At 43.6% G+C, this 22,502-nt stretch carries 18 protein-coding genes; 8 read left to right on the top strand and 10 right to left on the bottom strand.

Annotated elements, in window-relative coordinates:
* Nucleotides 1–282: 282 nt before the first annotated feature.
* Nucleotides 283–1,893 carry a nitrite reductase small subunit NirD gene (gene nirD, locus FTU90_RS12160; protein WP_180072718.1) on the bottom strand — a complete coding sequence of 537 codons (1,611 nt, stop codon included), beginning with the start codon at nt 1,891–1,893 and terminating at the stop codon, nt 283–285.
* Nucleotides 1,894–1,917: 24 nt separating this feature from the next.
* Nucleotides 1,918–4,464: a nitrite reductase large subunit NirB gene (gene nirB / locus FTU90_RS12155; RefSeq protein WP_218945106.1), complete on the bottom strand. Its 2,547-nt coding sequence runs from the start codon at nt 4,462–4,464 to the stop codon at nt 1,918–1,920.
* A gap of 491 nt (nt 4,465–4,955) precedes the next feature.
* Here nirB and FTU90_RS12150 point away from each other — a divergent pair, with 491 nt between their 5' ends.
* Both FTU90_RS12150 and FTU90_RS12145 read left to right on the top strand, forming a co-directional pair.
* Entirely contained in the window at nt 4,956–5,534 is a 579-nt protein-coding gene (locus tag FTU90_RS12150; protein WP_100328604.1) for an ANTAR domain-containing response regulator, read from the top strand.
* 10 nt (nt 5,535–5,544) lie between these two features.
* Nucleotides 5,545–6,546 carry a CmpA/NrtA family ABC transporter substrate-binding protein gene (locus FTU90_RS12145; protein ID WP_005096939.1) on the top strand — a complete coding sequence of 334 codons (1,002 nt, stop codon included), beginning with the start codon at nt 5,545–5,547 and terminating at the stop codon, nt 6,544–6,546.
* Here the strand turns inward: FTU90_RS12145 and FTU90_RS12140 are convergent.
* Nucleotides 6,535–7,428 carry a LysR family transcriptional regulator gene (locus tag FTU90_RS12140; RefSeq protein WP_005096940.1) on the bottom strand — a complete coding sequence of 298 codons (894 nt, stop codon included), beginning with the start codon at nt 7,426–7,428 and terminating at the stop codon, nt 6,535–6,537. The two genes, FTU90_RS12145 and FTU90_RS12140, sit on opposite strands and share 12 nt — an antisense overlap.
* A gap of 282 nt (nt 7,429–7,710) precedes the next feature.
* Here FTU90_RS12140 and FTU90_RS12135 point away from each other — a divergent pair, with 282 nt between their 5' ends.
* On the top strand, nt 7,711–8,421 hold the full coding sequence (locus tag FTU90_RS12135; RefSeq protein ID WP_180072716.1) for an HAD family phosphatase: 711 nt from the start codon (nt 7,711–7,713) through the stop codon (nt 8,419–8,421).
* Nucleotides 8,422–8,489: 68 nt separating this feature from the next.
* Here FTU90_RS12135 and FTU90_RS12130 read toward each other — a convergent pair whose 3' ends face one another.
* From FTU90_RS12130 to FTU90_RS15990, 3 genes are all read right to left on the bottom strand, one after another.
* A complete protein-coding gene (locus FTU90_RS12130) occupies nt 8,490–8,840 on the bottom strand; it encodes a hypothetical protein (RefSeq protein WP_180072714.1) in 351 nt (116 codons plus the stop codon).
* A gap of 258 nt (nt 8,841–9,098) precedes the next feature.
* Nucleotides 9,099–10,265 (bottom strand): acyl-CoA desaturase, encoded by a 1,167-nt coding sequence (locus FTU90_RS12125; RefSeq protein ID WP_180072712.1) that lies wholly within the window; start codon nt 10,263–10,265, stop codon nt 9,099–9,101.
* A gap of 31 nt (nt 10,266–10,296) precedes the next feature.
* Nucleotides 10,297–11,319, bottom strand: coding sequence for a flavin reductase family protein (locus FTU90_RS15990; RefSeq protein WP_005096945.1), 1,023 nt, complete (start codon nt 11,317–11,319; stop codon nt 10,297–10,299).
* 536 nt (nt 11,320–11,855) lie between these two features.
* Between FTU90_RS15990 and FTU90_RS12110 the strand changes: the two genes are divergently transcribed.
* Nucleotides 11,856–12,167 carry a hypothetical protein gene (locus FTU90_RS12110; RefSeq protein ID WP_005096948.1) on the top strand — a complete coding sequence of 104 codons (312 nt, stop codon included), beginning with the start codon at nt 11,856–11,858 and terminating at the stop codon, nt 12,165–12,167.
* A gap of 150 nt (nt 12,168–12,317) precedes the next feature.
* On the opposite strand, the gene FTU90_RS12105 is transcribed toward FTU90_RS12110, so the two are convergent.
* On the bottom strand, nt 12,318–13,955 hold the full coding sequence (locus tag FTU90_RS12105) for a long-chain-fatty-acid--CoA ligase (RefSeq protein ID WP_180072710.1): 1,638 nt from the start codon (nt 13,953–13,955) through the stop codon (nt 12,318–12,320).
* A gap of 471 nt (nt 13,956–14,426) precedes the next feature.
* Here FTU90_RS12105 and FTU90_RS12100 point away from each other — a divergent pair, with 471 nt between their 5' ends.
* Nucleotides 14,427–15,833 carry a PLP-dependent aminotransferase family protein gene (locus tag FTU90_RS12100; RefSeq protein WP_005096950.1) on the top strand — a complete coding sequence of 469 codons (1,407 nt, stop codon included), beginning with the start codon at nt 14,427–14,429 and terminating at the stop codon, nt 15,831–15,833.
* 62 nt (nt 15,834–15,895) lie between these two features.
* On the opposite strand, the gene FTU90_RS12095 is transcribed toward FTU90_RS12100, so the two are convergent.
* The 3 genes from FTU90_RS12095 to FTU90_RS12085 all read right to left on the bottom strand — a co-directional run bounded on the left by FTU90_RS12095 (nt 15,896) and on the right by FTU90_RS12085 (nt 19,871).
* Complete coding sequence (locus FTU90_RS12095) at nt 15,896–17,248, bottom strand: DcaP family trimeric outer membrane transporter (RefSeq protein ID WP_005096951.1); 1,353 nt, start codon at nt 17,246–17,248, stop codon at nt 15,896–15,898.
* A 111-nt stretch (nt 17,249–17,359) separates the two neighbouring features.
* On the bottom strand, nt 17,360–18,730 hold the full coding sequence (locus FTU90_RS12090; RefSeq protein ID WP_005170831.1) for an aromatic acid/H+ symport family MFS transporter: 1,371 nt from the start codon (nt 18,728–18,730) through the stop codon (nt 17,360–17,362).
* 229 nt (nt 18,731–18,959) lie between these two features.
* On the bottom strand, nt 18,960–19,871 hold the full coding sequence (locus FTU90_RS12085) for a LysR family transcriptional regulator (protein ID WP_005096953.1): 912 nt from the start codon (nt 19,869–19,871) through the stop codon (nt 18,960–18,962).
* A 115-nt stretch (nt 19,872–19,986) separates the two neighbouring features.
* Between FTU90_RS12085 and FTU90_RS12080 the strand changes: the two genes are divergently transcribed.
* The 3 genes from FTU90_RS12080 (at nt 19,987) to catA (ending at nt 22,475) form a co-directional block, all read left to right on the top strand.
* Entirely contained in the window at nt 19,987–21,096 is a 1,110-nt protein-coding gene (locus tag FTU90_RS12080; protein ID WP_159138100.1) for a muconate/chloromuconate family cycloisomerase, read from the top strand.
* 13 nt (nt 21,097–21,109) lie between these two features.
* Nucleotides 21,110–21,400 (top strand): muconolactone Delta-isomerase, encoded by a 291-nt coding sequence (catC, locus tag FTU90_RS12075; protein ID WP_180072708.1) that lies wholly within the window; start codon nt 21,110–21,112, stop codon nt 21,398–21,400.
* A gap of 154 nt (nt 21,401–21,554) precedes the next feature.
* Nucleotides 21,555–22,475: a catechol 1,2-dioxygenase gene (catA, locus tag FTU90_RS12070; protein ID WP_004731099.1), complete on the top strand. Its 921-nt coding sequence runs from the start codon at nt 21,555–21,557 to the stop codon at nt 22,473–22,475.
* Nucleotides 22,476–22,502: the final 27 nt, after the last annotated feature.

Below are 22,502 nucleotides of genomic sequence, written 5' to 3'. Positions count from 1 at the left end.
ATTTCTTGCCTGTTATTAAATAAAAAGACGCCTAAGGTCTATTTCAACCCTAGGCGTCTTTGCCTTGCATTATTTAAGCAGATCAATCGTGTCATGGCGCCGTTGCCATATTTACTAAATAGATCAGCAAATAACGTGCCATATTTTTAAATGTAATTGGCTTTGTTGCACCAACCTACAATTGAAGGCTTATCCAGCAATATAATTTCTGAATGAGCAAGCCTAAAATTTAATCCTCCCCAACCCTCCTTTGCTAAAGAAGGGCTGGAGAGCTTTATCCGATTAGCCTACTTTCCTTAATGCAAAATCCCGACCAAAAAGCAGTTTGCTGCGGATATTACTAATCGGTGTCTGGTCTGCAATCAGTTCTGCATACCAAGCCCCATCTTCAGTATCGCCAAATAGCACAGCACCAATGACTTTGTCCTGCTGGATAATGATCCGTTTATAGATCTGACGCTTTTCATCATTTAGCACGATATCTTCAAAATCATCCTGAGGTTCGAAATTTCCGGCTGAGAAGACATCACATCCGCTAACCTTGAGTTGGGTCGGAACAGGTGGTGCCTTAAAGGTCAGTCGGCCATGTTCAGCCAGATGTGTCGCACAGATAAAGGCCTGCCCCCAGAGTGGCTCAACCAGTCCAAAGGTCTGGCCACGATGCTCAATACATTCCCCCACTGCATAAATACTCGGGTCATAGGTTTGCATGGTGTCATTCACCAGTACTCCGCGATTGCAGCGCAGGCCAGCCTGTTCAGCCAAGGTTTTATTCGGACGAATCCCGATGGCAAAAACCACCAAATCGGCATCCAGCATTGTCCCGTCTTTTAAACGCAGTTGAGTCACGTGACCATCAATACCGAGCAGCTCTTCGGTGTCGGCTTTGGTGATGATCTGGATACCTTTGTCTTCAATTGATTTTTTCAGCATTTGACTGGCTTTCATGTCCAGCTGACGATCCATAATACGGTCCATCAAGTGCAGCACAGTCACATTCATCCCCTGCTGCTTCAGTCCATAAGCTGCTTCCAGTCCGAGCAGGCCGCCCCCAATCACGACGGCGTTTTGTTTGGTTTTGCAGTAATCCAGCATGCGGTTAACATCCTGAATATCCCGGAAGCTAATCACGCCTTCAAGTTCAGTACCTGGAATTGGGGGTACGAAAGGTTTCGAACCGGTCGCGAGGATCAGACGATCATAAGCAACGACTTCGCCTTTTTCGGTATGAACCTGCTTACGTGAACGGTCGATAGAGATGGCAGCATCTCCAGCAATGAATCGAATGCCTTTTTCGGCATACCAGTCGGCTGAATGCAGCATAATTTCGGCAAAGCTTTTCTCACCAGACAATACCGGTGACAACATGATCCGGTTGTAATTACCCCATGGCTCTTCCCCAATCACGGTAATGTCATAACGATCTGGCGCCATATCCAGCAAGTCTTCCAGACAACGCATACCCGCTAGCCCATTCCCGACCAGTACCAGTTTTAAACGCTCTGTGTTTTGACCATTACTGGAAATATAGGTCTTTTGTGGAGTTGGACTCACCAGAACTTTGCCATTTTCAATTCGGGTTGGAAATACTAGTAATTTCTGCTCTTGTTCTTCCAGACAACGACCGGTCACCAGACTGAAATGCTGCTTGTAAATTGGGGATGCGACTACACGCTCACCTTGCAGATCACCCAGAATGCCACGTGCCATGACATTGGCCAGACTAAACGGATCCTGATTGCTAAGCGCATAAACCCGCTGTTCCTGACCCACGCGAAAAATTGCAATCTGCTGATCTTCAATCAGGGCTGCAACACCGGTATTCGGGGTGATCTCATCCAGATGACAGACTTCGTACCAGTACAGTTCGTTCATGTCTTTTAAAATTGTCATTTTCATTCTCCCTGACTGTGGTATTTAGGCTTCAACCACTGGAATACGGTTTAAATCACGTTCAGCTTCTGTCTTTGGACGAATCTGGCCACGTACAGGCGCAAACTGAATATGCGGGTCATTCTGCTCGGCTGTTTTGGCATTAATAAAGGTCTTAAAGCGTTTGCGCACTTCAGGATCTTCAATTGCGGTACGCCATTCATCCTGATAAGTGCCAATCACATGCTGCATACGGCTTTCCAGTTCAGCAGCAATACCGAGTGAATCATGCACAATGACATCTTTCAGATAGTCCAGCCCGCCTTCCATATTGTCACGCCATACGCTGGTGCGCTGCAGACGGTCTGCCGTCTGGATATAGAACATAAAGAAGCGGTCGATATATTTGATCAGTGTGGAAGTATCCAGATCCGAGGCGAGTAGTTCAGCATGGCGCGGTTTCATACCGCCATTGCCGCATACATACAGATTCCAGCCTTTTTCCGTGGCAATGACACCGACATCCTTGCTCTGTGCTTCTGCACATTCACGGGTACAGCCAGATACTGCCATTTTGGTTTTATGTGGTGAACGCAGGCCTTTATAACGGTTCTCCAGGAAAATCGCCAAGCCGACAGAATCATCGACTCCAAAACGGCACCAGGTACTGCCCACACAAGATTTCACGGTACGTAAGGATTTGCCGTAGGCATGTCCGGACTCGAAACCGGCATTGATCAGTTTTCCCCAGATTTCCGGTAATTGATGTACCTGCGCACCAAACATGTCAATCCGTTGTCCACCCGTGATTTTCGTATATAAGCCATAATCTTTGGCAATCTGACCGATGCTAATCAGGCCATCCGGGGTGATCTCGCCGCCTGCCACACGTGGCACAATCGAATAGGAACCATCTTTCTGGATATTGCCCAGATAATAGTCATTGCTGTCCTGCAAACCGGCATGACTTGGTTTCAGAACAAAATCATTCCAGCAGGATGCCAGAATATTGGCCACAGTCGGTTTGCAGATATCACAGCCCATCCCATGACCATGTTGCTGAATCAGGTCAGAGAAAGTCTTGATTTCATGCACGCGTACCAGGTGATACAGTTCCTGACGCGAATAGGCAAAATGTTCGCACAGGTGATTGTTCACCGTGACACCCTGACGCTGTAATTCGGATTTGAGAACCTGCGTCACCAGTGGCGCACAGCCACCGCACGCCGTTGCAGCCTGCGTGCATTTTTTCAGTGCACCCAATGAAGTTGCACCGCCATCAATGGCTGAACAGATATCAGCTTTGGAAACGTTATTACAGGAACAGATGGTCGCACTGTCAGGCAATAAATCGATGCCACTGCCACCCGATTTGGAAGTTGACTGATCAAAGCCTGGCATGATCAGGCTTTCCGGTTGCTCCGGCACAGCCAGACCATTCAGCATCATTTGTAGGAGATCGCTATACTCTTTGGCACAGCCCACCAGCACCGCGCCCAGCAGCTTGGTCCTGTCTGCTGACACCACGATTTTTTTATAAACCTGCGCGGCTTCATCAGCATAGAAATAGCTCAAGGCACCAGGTGACATGGCATGTGCGTCACCAATAGAAGCAACATCCACACCCATCAGTTTGAGCTTGGTGCTCATGTCGGCGCCAGCGAATGCATGACTCTCTTGGCCCAGTACATGTTTCGCTGCGATACGCGCCATGTCATAGCCTGGTGCAACCAGACCATAAATTTTATTGTCCCAAAGTGCACATTCACCAATGGCATAAATGTCCGGATGTGAGGTCTGGCAATAATCATTAATGATGATACCGCCTCGTTCACCGATGAGCAGACCGCTCTGCCGGGCCAGTTCATCACGTGGGCGAATGCCGGCAGAGAATAAAATGATGTCGGTTTCAAGGACTGAGCCATCGCCAAACTTTATTACATGCTGAGTGCTGTCACCATCTTCAATACTTGATGTGGCTTTCTGGGTATGAACCTTGACGCCTAAATCTTCGATTTTAGAACGCAATACCCGGCCACCCAGATCATCAATCTGCACCGCCATCAGACGCGGTGCAAATTCCACCACATGGGTGTCTAGATTCAGATCTCGTAATGCCTTCGCTGCTTCCAGTCCGAGCAAGCCGCCACCAATCACCACACCGGTTTTTGCATTCAGGCTGGCGGCACGAATCGCGTCCAGATCTTCAATAGTACGATAGACAAAACAGTTTTGACGCTCATTGCCCGGGATTGGCGGTATAAAGGCATAAGAGCCGGTGGCAAGAATCAACTTGTCAAAACTCAGCACATCACCGTGATTAGTCGTTACCGTTTTATTCAGCTGATCCATTTCAACTGCTTTGGTATTCAGTCGTAAATCAATGCCATAGGCATCGGCGAAATCACTACGGCATAGACTCAGATCCTTGACCGACTTGCCGCTGAAATATTCGGTCAAATGTACCCGGTCATAAGCCAAATGTGGCTCTTCTGCCAAAATGGTCAGCTCAATGTCATCACCGGCCTGTTCCAGTACAGATTCGATGAATTTATGCCCCACCATGCCATGCCCAATCATGAGAATTTTCATATCTGCGCTCCGACTATTGTTTTTTTAAAGACGATAAAAAGCCACATATCAGATCTAGTGGTTGATATGTCGACTGTTTGAATGGGTGGTAAATACCGTGCCCAGCTGTTTGAAATGCTGGATCAAAGGTTGAAATGCCCGTACGGTTTGTATTGCTGAACAACTGACCATGTCATTTATCCTGTGCTGAACGAAATATCAGTTGCACCCTTTTAAAGTGCAACTACGATCAGAACGGGCATCGTTGGCCGTTATTCGTATTGAAAGTCATCTTTGACAATTTGATAAATGCAGGAAGCATGCCAACTTTTTTAGCAACACAATGACTGATATCAGCCAGAAAATTGCAGGAAATGCTTTATTTTGATGATGGATGCCAAACTCCTGCACCAAATTGAACTCAAAATAACTCTTTGATGCACCAATATCATGGCATGTTTTTTGCATTATTCGTACTTGAATATTCCTTAGGCCTTACTTGAAAATATTCCATGTCTAAATTACGAATTGCTCTTATTGATGATGATCTGGAGCGCGCCCAATTCATCCAGGAATCGCTGCTGTTACATGATTTTCAGGTGGTGGCCTGTTTAATCCTGAATGATCTGAATATGGTGCATGTCAAAGGCATCCATGCAGATGTGATTCTGCTAAATATGGATCATCCACATCGGGATATTATTGAAAGCTGTGTCAGCCAATATGAACTTCCTACCGTACTGTTTACCCAAAACTCCAATAAAGACACCATCAAAAGTGCGATTGATGCCGGGATCACGGCTTATATTGTCGATGGTATTGATCCCAGCAAATTAGAAAGCATTCTGGAAATATCAATTGAACAGTTCCGCAAGCATAAAAAGCTGCTGAACGATTTAAAAGAAACCCAAGACAAGCTGATTGACCGTAAAGATATCGATAAAGCCAAAGCATTGCTGATCCAGCTGCATGCATTATCTGAAGAACAGGCCTTTGCCTTATTACGTAAAAATGCCATGAGTCACCGGATTACCATTGGTGAAATGGCCAGACGCCTGCTCGATGCACAGAAGCTGTTATTGGGCCAATAAGGAAAAGCATATGTCCACATTAGAAAAAACTGAACTCAATATTGGCTATATTCCTTTGCTTGATTGTGTGGCCATTCTCTGGGCCGAAAAACAGGGTTATTTTGCCGAACAGGGATTAACCATCAACTTAATCCGGGAGGCCTCCTGGTCCAGTTTAAGAGACCGTCTGGCCTATGGCTTTCTGGACGCTGCGCATTGTTTGTCCGCCATGCTACCTGCTGCTGCTCTGGGTACAGACCAGTTACAGGTGGCTTTGCAAACCCCGTTGGTACTGAGCATGAATCAGGCTTTTATCAGCCTGCGTCAAGATCTGTGTCATGAATTGGGAATTGATGCAGAAGATGATGAAAAAAGCAGTTCTCAAAAACTGGTGCAGGCCTTGCAACAACAGCAGAAAATGAATCTGGCCTATGTCTATAAGCACTCAATTCATCATTATTGTATAAAAGAATGGTTAGCCCTGACAGATGTCAATATTGCCCACAAGATTCAGCTCATGACCTCACCACCAGCTTCGATGGTAAAAGGAATCTCGGAACAGGTCTTTGATGGCTTTTGTGTGGGAGAACCCTGGAATATTCAGGCCAAGCTTGAAGGCTATAGTTTAATTGTCGCTGCAAGCCAGAATGTCATTCCTAAAGTTGCCGACAAGGTTCTGGCCATGACTCAGGAATGGGCAGAATTACATCCATGCACGGTGAAGGCTTTGGTCAATGCTGTCCAGAAAGCCCAAACGGATTTAAAACAGCGTGCTGATCTGTCCCAAGTTTGGGACATGCTGGTTGATTATCAGATTATCCAGTTTGAATGCTCTGCACAGCGTCATGTCTGTGACTATCATAAAATTCAAAACATCATCCGCAATCTTGTTGGTGCAAGTGCGAAACCGCAGCTTGCCGATTTTATCTGGTTAATCGAGCAGATTGAAAAATGGGATGGTGTCGAAATCTCTGAGATAGAGAAAAAGCAGATTGCAGCACAATGCATGTATGCTGAAATGCTATTTGCTTAAGATTTCATGCAACATATTGCGTAGCCATTGATGACTGGTTTTATGATGACAGGACATATGCCAATACTGCTTTACAGAATAGGTCGGGAAAGCAATCGGTGCCCCAAAAATCTTGAGATTGCCACGTGATAACAGGACTTCACTCAAATAATAAGGCACGGTCGCAATCGCATCGGTTTCCTGTACCACCAGTCCCACGCCTAAATAGCTGGGCAGACGCATTAGAATGTCGCGCTTGAGTTCCAGATTCAGCAATTCATTTTCAATATGGTAATGCCCCATCCCGGCATCAATATCGATATGGGTTTCACGTAAATACTCTTCGGTCGTGATGCTGTCACCCGTTAGTCGCGGATGGTCTTTCGCTGCGATCACCACATAATACTGTTCAAACAGTTTCTGCTGATAAAAGCCATTCTCCAGATTTGGCAAGAAGCCCAAAGCCAGATCAATCTCGCCATTGGCCATCTGATAACTGGTTTCCGAGGTAATCGGACGCACATTCAGGCGGATATGTGATGCATGCTGCTTGAGATACTGTGAAATTTTTGGCAATAACACCAGATGCGATACATCGGTCATCGCCAGTGTAAAACGTTGCTGTGAAGTGACCTGATCAAAATTGATGGTGAAATTATTAATCGCTTCAACTTTACTGAGTGCTTCACTGACCAAGGGAAACAACTGCTTAGATAAATCTGTCGGCAGCATTTCATTGCCAATACGTAAAAATAAAGGATCACCATAATGCTGGCGAATTTTATTCAGCAGATTGCTCACCGCTGGCTGGCTCATGTCTAAATGATCAGCTGCCTGAGATACGTTTTTAAATTTATAGACATAATAAAAAATACTGAGCAATTTACAGTCAAGTTCAAACACAGAAACACATTTCCTTTAACTTTCTAATAATTTTGACGAAGATATCATCGACATCATTTTATCAATTGCCAATGTTCAAATATAACACTTTGCAACGATTTCTAGGATCAGTCAATTTCCATGTGGTGTTAAAAATTACTTTTCTCTGATGTGGAGCCTCGTTACAAGTAGTTCTGTTGTAAATATGCACTTCTGTTTTTCCTTGGTCAACTTAAACACGCAAGCTTCATGCTATATACTCAAACCCACAGAATTAACGATGCAAATTAAGAGAAATATCATATGTTCCAAGGCAAAAAGTTGGTGTGTTTTGATTTGGATGGCACCTTGATTGATTCTGTGGGAGTCTGGAATCAGGTCGATGCTGCGCTGATTCAGGAGTTGGCAAATATTGAAGTCGACTTAGGTCAGATCCAGCAACAGCGCGATCTTCAGCTCAAAAAATTTAAACATCGGCCGGATCCCTATCTGGAATATTGTGCTTATTTAAAAGCGCTTTATGGATTTGCGCCGAATAAAGAAGAAGTAAAAAACCGCCGTTATGCAATTTCACGGCATTTTCTCGATCATGTGGTCGAGCTAAAACCACATGCTGAACGGTTCATTCAAGCCCTGAAACAACAAGGGATTCAGATCGCCCTGACCACAACCACCAGTTTGTTCAATGTGCAGCGTTATCAGGACAATAATCAAAACATTAACAAAAAAATCAGCTTTAATGATGACTTTGCCCTGCTCTTGACCCGTGAAAATGTGCAGAACATCAAGCCGCATCCTGAAGTCTATTTCAATGCCCTTCAGCATTTTCAGGTGCAAGCCGCAGATTGCCTGATTATTGAGGATTCATTAATTGGCGTTGAAGCGGCCAACAATGCAGGAATCGATGTGATTGCAGTTTATGATCAATACTCTGTTCATGAAATAGATTTGATCAAGGTCCAAGCAAATTATTTTGCAGAAGATTTTACTGAGTTATTAAGTTTAGCCCAATAAAAAAAATGCCATGAATCATTGTATTTCATGATATTTTTTCTGCAGATCTCTGACCTGAGAAGAAAACGTTATTTGGCTTTCTCATAGACTGAGCCTGAACCGACCAGATTTCCTGTTTTTTCATCGATTGCAAAATCAACCATACCTGCACCTGCATTTAACTGAAGTAAGCCATTTTTGCTCACTGCTGCCGGCATCGGATTTTTCTTTTCGGTTTTACCAGTTTCTTTGTCTTTTATGGTGTTGGTAATGAAGTAATTTTCACCATTTTTCGAAATGACCAATACATTTTCAAGTTTTGGATTTTCCAGCGTATTTTTCCAGTTTCCATGATAATCTGGAGCTGGTGCTTCTGTGAGGTTACAAGCAGTTAAAAGCAGTAATAATGAGATGCCTGAAAAAAATTGAAGATATTTCAAAACTGAGCCCTTGAGTGTGACAACGCGGCCATTATAGAGACAACCCTCTAGAGCTTAAGCAGGTTGTTGTAGGCAAAGCGTTTCAGCAGTACCGTATCTGTTTTTCTTTGGTGATTTTTTTGAAATATCTCTCCATACTTCATTCATAAAAATGGATGATTCAATTTCTACTAAAACGACAAAAAAGCAAAAAAGTCCCCAATAGACCATGTAAATCTATTGAGGTGTAGCAAACGGGTGAATACCACACATTAAAAATTAGGGCATGATTTTAGATTTAAAGTGGCTCAATACAGATTTAGCAGAGTGGGTTTTTTCAATAATCTGTGCAGTCCAGTGATTCGGCAATGAACATTTGGCCAGACGCACCCAAACAGTAGAAAACTGTTTTATAAAGCTCGCTTCATTATAATGAATGCCATATTCAGCACACAGCGTTTTTACTTTCGGCGCCACCTGCGCATAGCGATTGGCTGGCATGTCCGGAAATAGATGATGTTCAATCTGATGGCTCAAATTACCACTCAAAATATGCAGCCAGTCCGTCCCGGTAAAATTACTCGAACCACGAACCTGGCGTAAATACCACTCAGCACGGGTTTCATTGTCGGTATTGTCCATCTCAAAAGTTTCAGCATCTTCCGTAAAATGACCATTAAAAATCACTGCAGACGCCCACAGACTACGAATTACATTGGCTACGGCATTTCCGGCAAACACAGGAATGGCATTCGGGCCAGCAATCACTGGAAAAAATACATAATCTTTTAACACCTGACGGCGCATTTTTTGACGCAGTGGAGCCGCTTCTTTCCAAACTTCTTTCCAGGTTTTGGTTTTATAGGCAATCACATCTTCCAGATGCAAGCGTTGCAGGCCGACATACCATTCAAAAAACACCATTAACTGCATGCCCAGTGGAATATTCAACAGGAAACGTGGTTCCCATTTTTGGGATTCACTGACCCGAATCAGGCCATAACCGACATCATGATCCATCCCGACAATATTGGTATAGGTATGATGAATATAGTTATGGGTATATTTCCAGTCATCTCCTGTGGAAATCGTATCCCAGTCATAGGTGGTTCCGTTCAGGGTCGGATCATTCATCCAGTCGAACTGACCGTGCATGACATTATGTCCCAGCTCCATATTTTCCACAATTTTGGAGATGCCAAGCAGCCCTGTCCCTGCCAGCCAAACCGGTGGCAACCAGCCAGCAAACATCAACATGCCTCGGGATGCAATTTCGCTATAACGGACAAAATTACGGATTTTATAAATATAATTGGCGTCTTTTTCACCCAGATCGTCCATGACCTCGCGGCGGATCGCATCGACTTTAGCACCAAACTCCTCAACCTGTTCAGGACTGAGAAATTGCGACTTACTGTGTCGTTTAAAATCAATTTGCATATTCATGGGAGCACCTTTTTATTCGTTTAATACTGGCTTATAAATTAATAACGACTGGACTCATCGCCTGGGAAATACAAAGTTTAATCTGGGTGTTATTGCCATGATCAACCTCACCGGTCAGGACATTACGCACCGAGCCACTGACTTTGGTACAGGAACAGGTATTACAGATTCCCATCCGGCAACCATGAGCAGGACGCAGGCCTGAATTTTCAGCGCTTTCCAGCAAGTTGGACTGAGCCTGAAACACTTGCTGCGATCTTAAAAACTGTACTGGCTGCGCCTTAATTTTTTCATCGACCACAATCTGGAAATATTCCGAATGAAAATTGGATTTCAAATCCAGTTTTTCTACAATTCTAAGTGCAGCCTTCATCATCCCAGCAGAGCCACAGGCATATATTTTTCGTTCTGCAACATCTGGCACCAGTTTTTGCAATAATCTTTGATTCAGATGCTGTTGCTGTTCCCGTGTATTAAAATGATGATATTTCAAGTTTGGATGCATTAAAGCCAGGGTTTTCAATTCAGCATGAAAGGCATCATCGCGAGTAAAATAAATCAGGTCGATCTGTTCCAGGGACTGGATCACTGCTTTTTGCAGCAAGGAATATATTGCAGTAATACCACTGCCGGATGCCAGAAATAAGGTTGGCTGGCTAGAGTTTTGCAGTATAAAGTCACCTTGCGGCTGCGAAATTTCAATGACAGCCCCGATTTGCATCTGGCTCAAGGCGCGTGACACTTTGCCTTGCTGTTTCACCGCAATAATCAGATCACCATTTTTTAATACCGTCACCACAGAATAATATCGCTGATGACGTACACCATCGAGTCTTATTGTTACTGCAATATGCTGGCCAGCCTGAAATGACCTGGCTTTAAAATTATGATTCGGGCGCAAGTGAATCTTGAAAAAGTCAGGACTGATGGCCTGAATGCCCATAATGGCCGCTTTAACTTTTTTAAACGCCCAGGTTGGATGGATTTTTTCACCAATAAAATCAATGAAATCTTCACGCACCCAATGCGGCTGATAGGTCGGCATACTTGTCATTTTTATCCCCTTATCCGCAGACAGTAATATTAATGTACAACTGTCTATTTATTATGTTGTCAGCATAAAGCGTTTTATAATTCAGACCATATCAATACAGGTCAAATTATGTGCTTATCAAACATAATAGAGCTTTTTGTCGGACAATATGAAGCAAAAGCATCTGCTGAAACTATAGTTTTTAGAAAAAGGGATTTTTATATCTGTTAATTCTGCTAACTCTATATAAAAAGCTGACTTTTATAGGGAAATCAATTCTGAGTGATTTTTTTGCTTGTGAGATCGTCATGCGATACATTATTTGTCATCTCTAGTAATTTGAATTGATAACATAGCATCCTTAAATTGCTAACCGTATATATTAGCTTCTCTAATTATTGCTACGTTAGTTTTATTCTTTTTAGACAAATTCGTAAAGGGTAGTTTTTTAAAGAATAGTTGAAATGTATAGCAATATACCAACCATTCTTCTGACTCTATTTCCTGGCTGTGTTATTGGTTGTTTTTGATAAACTTAAAAGACAAAGAATTAGTCTATGAAAAAAATATTATATATCAGCATTTTATCTTTTGCACTAACCTCGGTATCTTTGTTTTATCAAAGATACATCCCTATTAATCGTATAGTGGTAGATCAAATTGAGGAAGTACATAGACTTGCAGGAGGATTTCCTTTTGTATTCTTAATTGATGGAGATTTTACATCACCTGCTAATAATATAAGTGTGTTATTTATTTTCTGGGATCAAGATGAATTTCTCTTTAACTATTTTCTTTTAAATTATTTATTTTGGTTAAGTGTTTTATTAGCTTTTTACTTTATGAAAAAGAAATTTAAGATTTTATAATTTTCTAAAACCAATGCCCTAAAACTCCATATATAACTTTAAAAATCAATGATATGAGTATTTATAAAAAGCCTATCCTCTTTAGAATAGGCTTTTCTTATGACAAAAGATATGTCATATATGGCTCAATCAAAATTTCATGTTGAGGCTCTAACCGACAGCCTGCTCTAAAAGAATATTCCCATAGAGTTCCCGCAAATCTTTTTTCAGCATCTTTCCAGTTCCACTTAGTGGAATTGAGTCTACAAAAACCACTCTGTCTGGAACCTGCCATTTAGCGACTTTATCAGCATAATAATCGAGTAGCTCTGTCTCACTCAGCTGACTGTCCGATTTTTTAATCGCAATCAATACCGGACGTTCATCCCACTTTGGATGCTGGGCGGCAATCACCGCCGCCATCGCAATTTCCGGATGTCCCATGGCAATATTTTCCAGATCCACCGATGAAATCCATTCGCCGCCAGACTTGATTAAATCTTTGGAACGGTCACTGAGTTTCATAAAACCATCTTGATTCAAGGTGGCAATATCACCGGTATCAAACCAGCTATCAGCAGTCAGCGCTGATTCCTCCTTGCCAAAATAATGATTGATGACCCAATGCCCTTTCACCTGTAAATTTCCTGTGGTATGTCCATCACGTTCAATTTCATGTGTCCCTTTTTCTGCATCGGTCAAACGCAGATCTACTCCGAATGGCGGACGGCCTTGGGTCAACCGAATCTGCTGTTTTTCTTCATCTGATAGCTGCAAATGTTTGGTCTTGAGCTGATTGGCAGTCCCCAGCGGACTGGTCTCGGTCATGCCCCAAGCGTGAATCGTTTCACAATTAAACTGTTCCTTGAAAGTTCGTAACATTGCCGGTGGACAGGCCGAACCGCCGACTACATTACGTTTTAAACTGTCTAGTTTAGATCCTGACTGTGTTGCTGCGGCAATCAAACCCTGCCAGATGGTTGGCACGCCAAGCGCCACTGAAACTTTATAAGTATCAATCAGATTCACCAGACTGGCACCATCCAGACCTGGCCCCGGCAGTACCAGTGTGCATCCCACCATGGCCGCCGCGTATGGCGTACCCCATGCATTCACATGGAACATCGGCACCACTGGCAACATAATATCGGCAGCCGAGACATTTAGTGAGTCCGGTAAAATGATGGCATAGCTATGTAATACAGTAGAGCGGTGGCTATATAGCACGCCTTTAGGGTTGCCCGTGGTTCCTGATGTATAGCACAGTGAACTGGCTGAGTTTTCATCAATGACTGGCCATTCAAATTCTGTGTTTTGACTGGCAATCAGATCATCATAAAATTGCACTTCTGGAATGGCTTCAGTGACGCTCGGATCGGCAGCATCCAGACAGATAAAATGCTCGACTGAGGTCAGCAGCGGTTTTACCGCCTTGATTAAAGGTACAAATGTTTTATCAAAGATGACCACACGATCTGCAGCATCATTCATAATAAAAATCAGCTGCTCCGGAAACAGGCGCGGATTAATGGTATGACAGACCAGACCGCTGCCAGAAATAGCATACCAGGACTCTAAATGGCGATGATTATTCCAGGCAATGGTGGCAACCCGATCTCCCTGTTCCAAGCCGAGTTGTTGCAATACCTTGGCAAAACGTTTCGAGTTTTGATGAATTTTGCCCCAGTTGGTCACCTTAATGCTGGTGTCGGTATTTTTGGAAATTACCTCGGTATCGGCATGATAGCGTCCTGCATGTTCAATCATGCTGCTGATCAGTAAAGGCTGAAACATCATATTTCCGAGCATTGTCCACTCCTTTGTGCTTATTATTGGTCCGTGTATTCGTATCGTTGTTATATAGACATGATGGGGTGGCCTAAGACCGTGACATAGTTTTTATCATCATGTGGACTGAATTTAGCAAGTAAATCTGAATTTGTAAGTATCGAATTGTGACAAATTAAGAGAAGTGACTCAGGCGTATAAAAATTAGAATACGATTGATGGAGAGGTAGAGAATTTCTCTAGAAAGGTTGAGGCCTGATATTCAGTTTAATGATCATGTATTGAGTTCATGTCGACCCGATTAATACAACCATCCCATTTGAATGGAAATATTTACTTGGATACTGATCTTAGAAGAACAGTACAGCAGATCGATAGAACGCCAGCTTGAAAATAGACTGACAACCACATTAAACTTAATTTGTTATATTGAGCACCTTGAAATATGCTATAAATCAAAATAATTAGAACAGTCTTAGTTCAAGCAAGTGTATGTATAAGTCTGAAAAACTGGCGCAGAATATCCGTCAGATGATTGAAAACGGCGTATGGAGGGTACATGAAAAATTACCTTCACTCCGCGAACAGACCCAATTGTCTGGCTATAGCCTGATGACGGTACTCAATGCTTATCAGGAACTTGAAGCGCAAGGTCTGGTTTATGCCAGAGATAAATCCGGCTATTACGTTGCAGAGCGTTCTACAGATCTGGTCAACAGCAAACAACCAATCCAGATTAGTTTAAGCCCAAAAGTTCAAATCAACTCTGTGGTATTTAATTATTTAAAATCGATCCAAGCAGCAGAAATTGTGCCTTTTGGTTCCGCATTTCCCAATGCAGAGCTGTTATATAACGCCAAATTTATGCAGATTCTGGCGCAGCAGGCCAAAAGAAAAAGCAGTTATAACAACCAGAATCATATGCCGCCTGGCAATCAGGATTTACGCCAACTGATTGCCAATCGTTACCAGTTGCAAGGCATTGCTTGCCATGCAGATGACATTGTCATTACATCCGGTGCACTAGAAGCACTGAATCTGTCTTTACAGGCATTGACCCAACCCGGTGATTTTATCCTGCTGCAACAAACCATATTTTATGGGGCCTGGCAGGCAGCCGAGCGTTTGGGGCTACAGGTGATTACTATCCCTGAGCATCCGCAATTCGGTTTTGATCTGGCATCATTTGAACAGGCTTTGAAACAGTATCCAATCAAGGTGTGCTGGCTAATGCTGAACGCGCATAATCCGATTGGCTTTACTGTTAGTTCGGAAATTAAACAGAGAATTGCTGAACTTTTGTATGAATATCAGGTCTATTTAATCGAAGATGATGTTTATCAGGAATTGAATTATGGTTCATCCAAACCGCTACCGGTTAAATATTTTGACCAGCATCAGATGGTGCTGCACTGTGCTTCATTTTCCAAAACACTAGGCATGGGCGCACGCGTCGGTTGGGTCTATGCCGGTCCATTTTCCGATGCCATTCAGCATTTGCAGCTCATGAGCACTTTAACGGTCAGTCCCTTACTCCAGAACACGCTGGTAGAATTTATTTCGCATCATCATTATGAAAAACATTTACGACAGCTAAGACATCATCTGGAAAAATATAAAAAGAAGTTTTATCAGGATCTCAAAAACCGCTTAGCGCCTACATGTAAAATTTACTATTATTCCAGTGGTTATTTTCTCTGGATCGAATTGCCAAATGGTCTAGATGGACAGGTGCTTTATGAGCAACTGATTCAGAAAGGTATTTCAATCGCCCCTGCATTATTGTTTAAACCGGATCATGCCAGTCAGCATTATATGCGCCTGAATTGTTCTTTTGAATGGACCGCCGAGATAGAAAATGCAGTGAATCTTTTAGCAGATACCATTCAGCAGAAATAGAAAAGCGTGAATGAGTTCATCCACGCTTTTTTTAGGTCAAGATACCCGAATTTACAAGCATCTTAGAAGTTGTAAATGGCAACCGCATTGATTCGGTTGTCTTCACCTTTGTCACTGCCATTTGTAGCTGGAGCTAAAGCTGTACGTTCACCATAGACATATTCCAGACCAAAACTGAGTGGCTTGGTTGGGCTATAGAACACGTTTGCCCACGCTTGCCAGAGGTCTTTGTTGGCTCTAGTTGCATTAGATTGCGCTGCATCAGCTGGCGTCGAAGCAATAAGCGCATCGGTATAACGTTGATCATCATCAAAACTCATATAACCATAGCCTAAAGTACCGCGCAACTTGTCATTAAATTGCTGGGTTAAGCCCACCGAAATCGAATCGAATTCACTTTGTAACAGATCACCATTTACAGCTGTAATTACACCCGTATTGGCATTCGAGATAAAGCTACTATCGCCTTTGACATGATAGTAGTCGGCTTTTAAAGTCGTCCCCGGCACAATGTCATATTTCGCCCCCAGCCCCACGCCCCACGCCATTTCTTCATCTTCATTCACGCGCTTTTCATGACCCATGGCACGTGCGCTGACTGCAAAATTATCGGCAAATTTATGATTTAAACGTGCGGTTAAAGCCGGTAGGCGTTGTTTGATCCCAGGATTCGTATCTTTCGGATCTTCAACTGCAACGACCAGATTGGTTTCAGGGCTGAAAGTGCTGGTGTGGCGCACTTGTGGTGTGCGTTTAATCGAACCCCCAGCATATACCAGAGCATCTACAGTTTCCGGAATATAGTCTGGCGTGGCAAAGTTTGACCAGGTTTGACCGATCAGCCAGTTAGCATAGCTGATATAAGCATGACGAATTCGCAGGTTGTCAAAGCCGGCTCCACCTAAAAAGTCCACCTCAACTTTACCGCTGAGTGCTTTATCCCCAGCACCTACAGGTGCTTTAAAATCCATCCCTAAACGCGTGGCAGAAAGTGTCGACTTAAACTCATCACTACGCTCCCCAGCACCTTCAAGTGGTACTGAACCAATCTGGTTGAACATGCGTGCTGCTGACCCACCTTCAGCCTGATAAGATGCATCGGCACGAATGTTTCCGTATAGATTAAACTCGGCACCACTGGCGATTTTCATCACCGGTTTGCTGGCTGGAGTTGCAGGTGTAGATGCGACGACCGGCGCAGTTACAGCCGCTTTCTGAACGTGCTGCTGTTCAATCAAGGCACGTAAGGCCTGAACTTCCTGGCGTAGTTGTTCAATTTCCTGCTGACTGCTCTGCGTGGTTTGTGCTTGAACCGATAAGCTCATGCTCCCCATACTGATTGCAATCATGCTCATCAAAAGCGTGTGTTTTCGTGTTGGCTTATTGATTGTTGTGGTGAATAGTGTCGTGTTCATCCTAAACTCGCTTTTTATTGTTCGACTAGATTCTAGCAACAGATCACCACCCGTTACGATGGCGATCTATATCATTGGTAATACTATCTTTATTAACTATAGTTTAATTCATTAACTGGTCTTTTCTGCCAGTGAATCTGGCTGAATAGTCTTCGCTGTAAGGGCTTGACCATCTACAGAGCTTTTTAAGTTCACCAGGAAAATTGCCAGCGCAGCAATCACGCCAGGAATCGCAATAGCAAAGAAGTTCATTTGATGCGGTAAATTCATGGTTAATAAAGCACCGGTCAGTACCGGACCAACAATCGCCCCAATACGTCCAATCCCTGATGCCCAGCCCATGCCGGTAGAACGCACCGTCGATGGATAATATTGCGCAACAAAGGTATAGAGTAGAATTTGTGAGCCAATCGTTGCAGCACCTGCTACAGCAATCAGGGTATAGAGCACAAACTGCGGACTGTTAAAGCCAAGCAAGATCAGGGCGATTGCTCCGCATAAGAACATGATCGTGAGGACTTTTTTGATGTGGAAACGATCTGCCAGATAACCACCGCCAATTGCACCGACCATACCCCCAATATTTAATGCAAACAGGAAGATCATACTGGCACCTAGCGAGTAACCGGCCTGAATCATCAGTTTAGGTAACCAGCTTCCCAAGGCATAGACCATTAATAGGCACATAAAAAACGCCAGCCAGAACATGAAGGTACTGAAGCTGCGACCTTGTTGAAATAGTGCTTTTAATGGGGCTTCATCGCCTTTTTGTACTTCATTCAGTACAAACTGGGTGTCACTGGTAATAACCTGTGTCGGAGATATTTTTTGAATAATATCATTTGCTTGTGCAGTCTGTTGCTTGTTGGTCAAGTACATCAGCGATTCTGGCAAGTATTTCCAAAGAATTGGCAAAAGTAACAGTGGAATACCGGCTAACAAGAACATGATTTTCCAGCCATATTGTGGCACCAGCCATGCACCTAACAGCGCAGAGGTCATACCGCCAATCGCATAGCCACTAAACATTAAGGCCACCAAAGTACTGCGGATACGCTTAGGCGCATATTCGGTCATCAAGGCCACCACGTTCGGCATAACCCCGCCAATCCCTAAACCGGCAAGGAAACGTAAGATTCCGAATTCGACCGGTGATGTCGCAAAAGCACCGATGAATGTGAATCCACTAAAAATAGCCACGCACATCATGATGGTTTTTTTACGACCTAACTTATCGGACAAGGTTCCAAAAGTCATGGCACCAAACATCATGCCAAATAATGCGGTACTGGCCAGCATCCCGGCTTGCACTGTAGTTAATGACCATTCTTGCATCAACAGAGGCAAGGCGACCCCATAGATCACCAGATCATAGCCATCAAAAATAATGATCAGCAAACACCAGATCAGCACGCCCCAGTGAAAGGGCGTGAACTTTGCTTCATCAATCAGCGTATTTATATTCACTTTATTTGTAGACATCTCCACCTCCAGATTGTGAAGTTCAATTTATGAAAGCCACAATGAAGAAGATGCAGAATAATGTCCAAAACTGAATAGGCATGTCTTTATACCTATAAAGTCTGATTCAGGCTAAGCATTTAAATTAATTAAAAAATATATTATTGAATCGTGGAATATTTTTTAACATAGGCCGATAAACTTGCCAAGAGCTGCTGATTGCTGTGCCTCTTGAGATAATTGATTGGACTTAAAACACCGAACGATCATACTTTAATGCTTCAAGATCATAGACTTGATAGACAGCATCAAACAGGTAGCGGATATATTCACTTTCATCCATATTACGCATGGCCATAAATACAGGACTCACAGCAAATGCATCTGCTAAAGGTATAAAGTTGAGATGGGCCAATTTAATATTTTGTGCACTTTCCGGCGCGATACAAACACCCTCTCCCGCCGCTACAAAACCGAGTGCCAGCTGCAATTCGCGTACAATCCGCAGATTTTTAGGCTCTAATCCATACTCAGAAAATATGCCGCGCACCTGGGTGGCAAAATTAGCCTTTCCCGTATTCGGATATAAAAACAACTGCTGATCGACCAGTTCAGATAAATGCAGGCTCTCGCGTTGAGCAAGGACATGACTGGCATGTGCTGCCACCACCAAGCGCTCTTCACGCAACAACACCCGCTTTATGGCCGGATCCGAGATTCTTAAGCGGCCAAAACCGACATCTATACGGCCTTCTTTGAGGGCCTGAATCTGTTCATAAGTATTCATTTCCATCATCTCGATTTTGAGATAAGGATGCTGCTGTTTAAACAAAAACAGAATACGCGACAGTAAACCGAACAATAAAGAACCAACAAAACCGATGGTAATGGTGCGATCTGCAATGCCGATGCGCTTGGTCATCGACTTAATTTCTTCCGCATTAGACAAAAGTTTAACAGCGTGCTGATAGAAGAACTGACCTGCTTCTGTGGTCTTCAATGGACGGCTACCACGCTCAAATAACTGAATATCCAGCTCTGCTTCAAGGTTTTGGATCTGTCTGCTTAAAGGAGGCTGAGCAATAAATAGTTTTTCTGCCGCTTTAGTAAAACTTTGCTCTTCTACCACCGCAACAAAATAGCGTAAATGTCTAAGTTCCATGATCTAGAATACCTTTAAAGTATAAAAAAATGCTAAATCGATCTTAGACCAATCAACATTATTCTTTTAAGGTATATCAAATCGAAGCATTAAAGCAAGAATGTGAATCCGTATTATGTATAAGTCAGTTGAAACCTTGCTGGTAGAAATCCCGACCATTCGCCCTCACAAGATGGCTGTGGCGACGATGCAAACCCAGACCCTGGTCTTAGTTAAAATCACCACTGAAGATGGTTATATCGGTTGGGGTGAGGCAACGACGATCGGCGGCTTAGGTTATGGTGATGAAAGCCCGGAAAGCGTTAAAGTCAATATTGAAACTTATTTCGCCCCCCTTTTAAAGACATTATCCGGTTTAAATGTTGCACAAACATTACAAGCGATCAAAAAGAATATTAATGGTAACCGTTTTGCCAAATGCGCGATTCAGACTGCCCTGCTAGATATTCAGGCACAGCGCATGCAGCAGCCGCTCAGTGAAGTCTTAGGTGGCCGCTTACGTGACAGTATTCCAGTGCTTTGGGTCTTGGCTTCAGGCAATACAGAAAAAGATATTGTTGAAGCAGAAAAAATGATTGCAGCAAAACGCCATAACATTTTCAAACTCAAAATTGGTTCCCGTCCAGTTGAAGAAGATGTTGAGCATGTGCTGGCGATTAAAAAAGCCTTGGGTAAAGATATTTCGATTCGTGTCGATGTCAACCGTGCCTGGTCAGAATTAGACGCCATTAAAGGAATTCAGTTGCTGCAAGACGGCGGTGTTGATCTGATTGAGCAGCCATGTGCGATTGATAACCTCGATGCAATGCGCCGTCTCACCCGACGTTTTGATATTGCCATCATGGCAGACGAATCGTTAATGGGCCCGCACTCAGCGTATGAGATTGCCAAACAAAACGGTTCATCTGTTTTTGCAGTCAAAGTTGCCCAGTCAGGTGGTCTGATCGAAGGTTGTGAAGTAGGCAAGATTGCCAAACTTGCAGGTATTGACCTGTACGGCGGCACAATGCTGGAAGGCCCGGTGGGCACGATTGCTTCGGCACATGTGTTCTCTACTTTTGAAAGTCTGGCGTTCGGTACCGAACTGTTTGGTCCTTTGCTGCTGACTGAAGATATTTTAAAAACCCCACTCAACTATCAAAACTTTGAACTTGAGATTCCGAAAGGACCAGGTCTGGGGATTGAGTTGGATGAAAACAAGATTGACAACTTGCGTCGTCAGTAATCAGGAGAAAACCATGCTTTTCCACGTACGTATGGATGTAAACATTCCACGTGACCTGCCAGTTGAACAGGCCAATGAAATCAAGGCCATTGAAAAAGCCTATTCGCAGGAATTGCAGCGTCAAGGCAAATGGCGTCATATCTGGCGCATCACGGGCCAGTACTCAAACATCAGTATTTTTGATGTTGAAAGCAATGAAGAGTTGCACAACCTGTTACAAGGCTTGCCGCTCTATCCTTATATGAATATTGAAGTGATGGCATTAAACCGTCACCCATCTTCAGTTCGAGATGACGACAGTTGATTAAATGAGCGGATTGGGAGTCACCGGATTCCCCTTCCGAATCGAAAACAGAGGGTACCTCAACAAGGATTGTGGCCAGCCAGATTTAGCCAGCCAATGAAAGCTAAAAAAGTGCGCCACTAAAAGATGAAAGACATACTTTAGGAGCAATAGTATGAATCGCCAAGAAATTGATGCATTAGTTAAGCAAATGAACGTTGATACAGCGACAGGTCCTGTAGATGAACGTGTACAACAAGTTGTTGTGCGTTTATTGGGCGACCTTTTCCAGGCTATCGAAGATCTTGATATTTCCCAGTCAGAACTGTGGAAAGGCCTGGAATACTTTACTGATGCCGGTCAAGCGAACGAATTAGGTTTATTGGCTGCAGGTTTGGGTCTGGAGCATTACCTAGACTTACGTGCTGATGAAGCAGATGCTAAAGCAGGTATTACTGGCGGTACGCCACGTACGATTGAAGGTCCACTTTATGTCGCTGGCGCACCTGAAACTGTAAGCTTTGCGCGTATGGATGATGGTTCTGAAGAAGGCAAAATCCCGACGCTGATCATTGAAGGTACAGTGACGGATACTGACGGCAACCGTGTTGAAGGTGCCAAAGTTGAAATCTGGCATGCAAACAGCCTGGGTAACTACTCATTCTTTGACAAGTCACAGTCTGACTTTAACTTGCGTCGCAGCATCATTACCGCTGCCGATGGTCAATATACTGCATTGACTACAATGCCAGTGGGTTATGGCTGCCCTCCAGAAGGTACCACCCAGTTTGTACTGGACAAATTAGGCCGTCACGGTAACCGTCCGTCGCACGTACATTACTTCGTATCTGCACCGGGTTACCGCAAACTGACTACTCAATTCAACATTGAAGGCGACCAATACCTGTGGGATGACTTTGCATTCGCGACTCGTGAAGGCTTGGTTGCAACTGCGGTTGACGTGACTGATGAAGCTGAAATTGCAAAACGTGGTCTAAACGGTCCTTTCAAACACATTCAATTTGATATTGAACTTGTGAAAGAGAAACAAAACGTACCTTCTACTGAAGTTGATCGTCGCCGCGCTAGCGCTTAATACATTAAGAAGCGGGATATGCCTTGA

Origin of the sequence: Acinetobacter sp. YH12200, from assembly GCF_013418175.1 — a bacterium.
Taxonomy (GTDB): domain Bacteria; phylum Pseudomonadota; class Gammaproteobacteria; order Pseudomonadales; family Moraxellaceae; genus Acinetobacter; species Acinetobacter pseudolwoffii.
Note: the sequence above shows the minus strand (reverse complement) of the source record. Positions and strands in the feature narration are given on the sequence as shown.

Coding starts and splice junctions, on each gene's coding strand:
- FTU90_RS12125 (WP_180072712.1), bottom strand. CDS start 10,265: ATGAATATGCAAATTGATTTTAAACGACACAGTAAGTCGCAATTTCTC.
- catC (WP_180072708.1), top strand. CDS start 21,110: ATGCTTTTCCACGTACGTATGGATGTAAACATTCCACGTGACCTGCCA.
- FTU90_RS12085 (WP_005096953.1), bottom strand. CDS start 19,871: ATGGAACTTAGACATTTACGCTATTTTGTTGCGGTGGTAGAAGAGCAA.
- FTU90_RS12145 (WP_005096939.1), top strand. CDS start 5,545: ATGTCCACATTAGAAAAAACTGAACTCAATATTGGCTATATTCCTTTG.
- FTU90_RS12150 (WP_100328604.1), top strand. CDS start 4,956: ATGTCTAAATTACGAATTGCTCTTATTGATGATGATCTGGAGCGCGCC.
- catA (WP_004731099.1), top strand. CDS start 21,555: ATGAATCGCCAAGAAATTGATGCATTAGTTAAGCAAATGAACGTTGAT.
- FTU90_RS12080 (WP_159138100.1), top strand. CDS start 19,987: ATGTATAAGTCAGTTGAAACCTTGCTGGTAGAAATCCCGACCATTCGC.
- nirD (WP_180072718.1), bottom strand. CDS start 1,893: ATGACAATTTTAAAAGACATGAACGAACTGTACTGGTACGAAGTCTGT.
- FTU90_RS12090 (WP_005170831.1), bottom strand. CDS start 18,730: ATGTCTACAAATAAAGTGAATATAAATACGCTGATTGATGAAGCAAAG.
- nirB (WP_218945106.1), bottom strand. CDS start 4,464: ATGAAAATTCTCATGATTGGGCATGGCATGGTGGGGCATAAATTCATC.
- FTU90_RS12105 (WP_180072710.1), bottom strand. CDS start 13,955: ATGCTCGGAAATATGATGTTTCAGCCTTTACTGATCAGCAGCATGATT.
- FTU90_RS15990 (WP_005096945.1), bottom strand. CDS start 11,319: ATGACAAGTATGCCGACCTATCAGCCGCATTGGGTGCGTGAAGATTTC.
- FTU90_RS12135 (WP_180072716.1), top strand. CDS start 7,711: ATGTTCCAAGGCAAAAAGTTGGTGTGTTTTGATTTGGATGGCACCTTG.
- FTU90_RS12095 (WP_005096951.1), bottom strand. CDS start 17,248: ATGAACACGACACTATTCACCACAACAATCAATAAGCCAACACGAAAA.
- FTU90_RS12110 (WP_005096948.1), top strand. CDS start 11,856: ATGAAAAAAATATTATATATCAGCATTTTATCTTTTGCACTAACCTCG.
- FTU90_RS12100 (WP_005096950.1), top strand. CDS start 14,427: ATGTATAAGTCTGAAAAACTGGCGCAGAATATCCGTCAGATGATTGAA.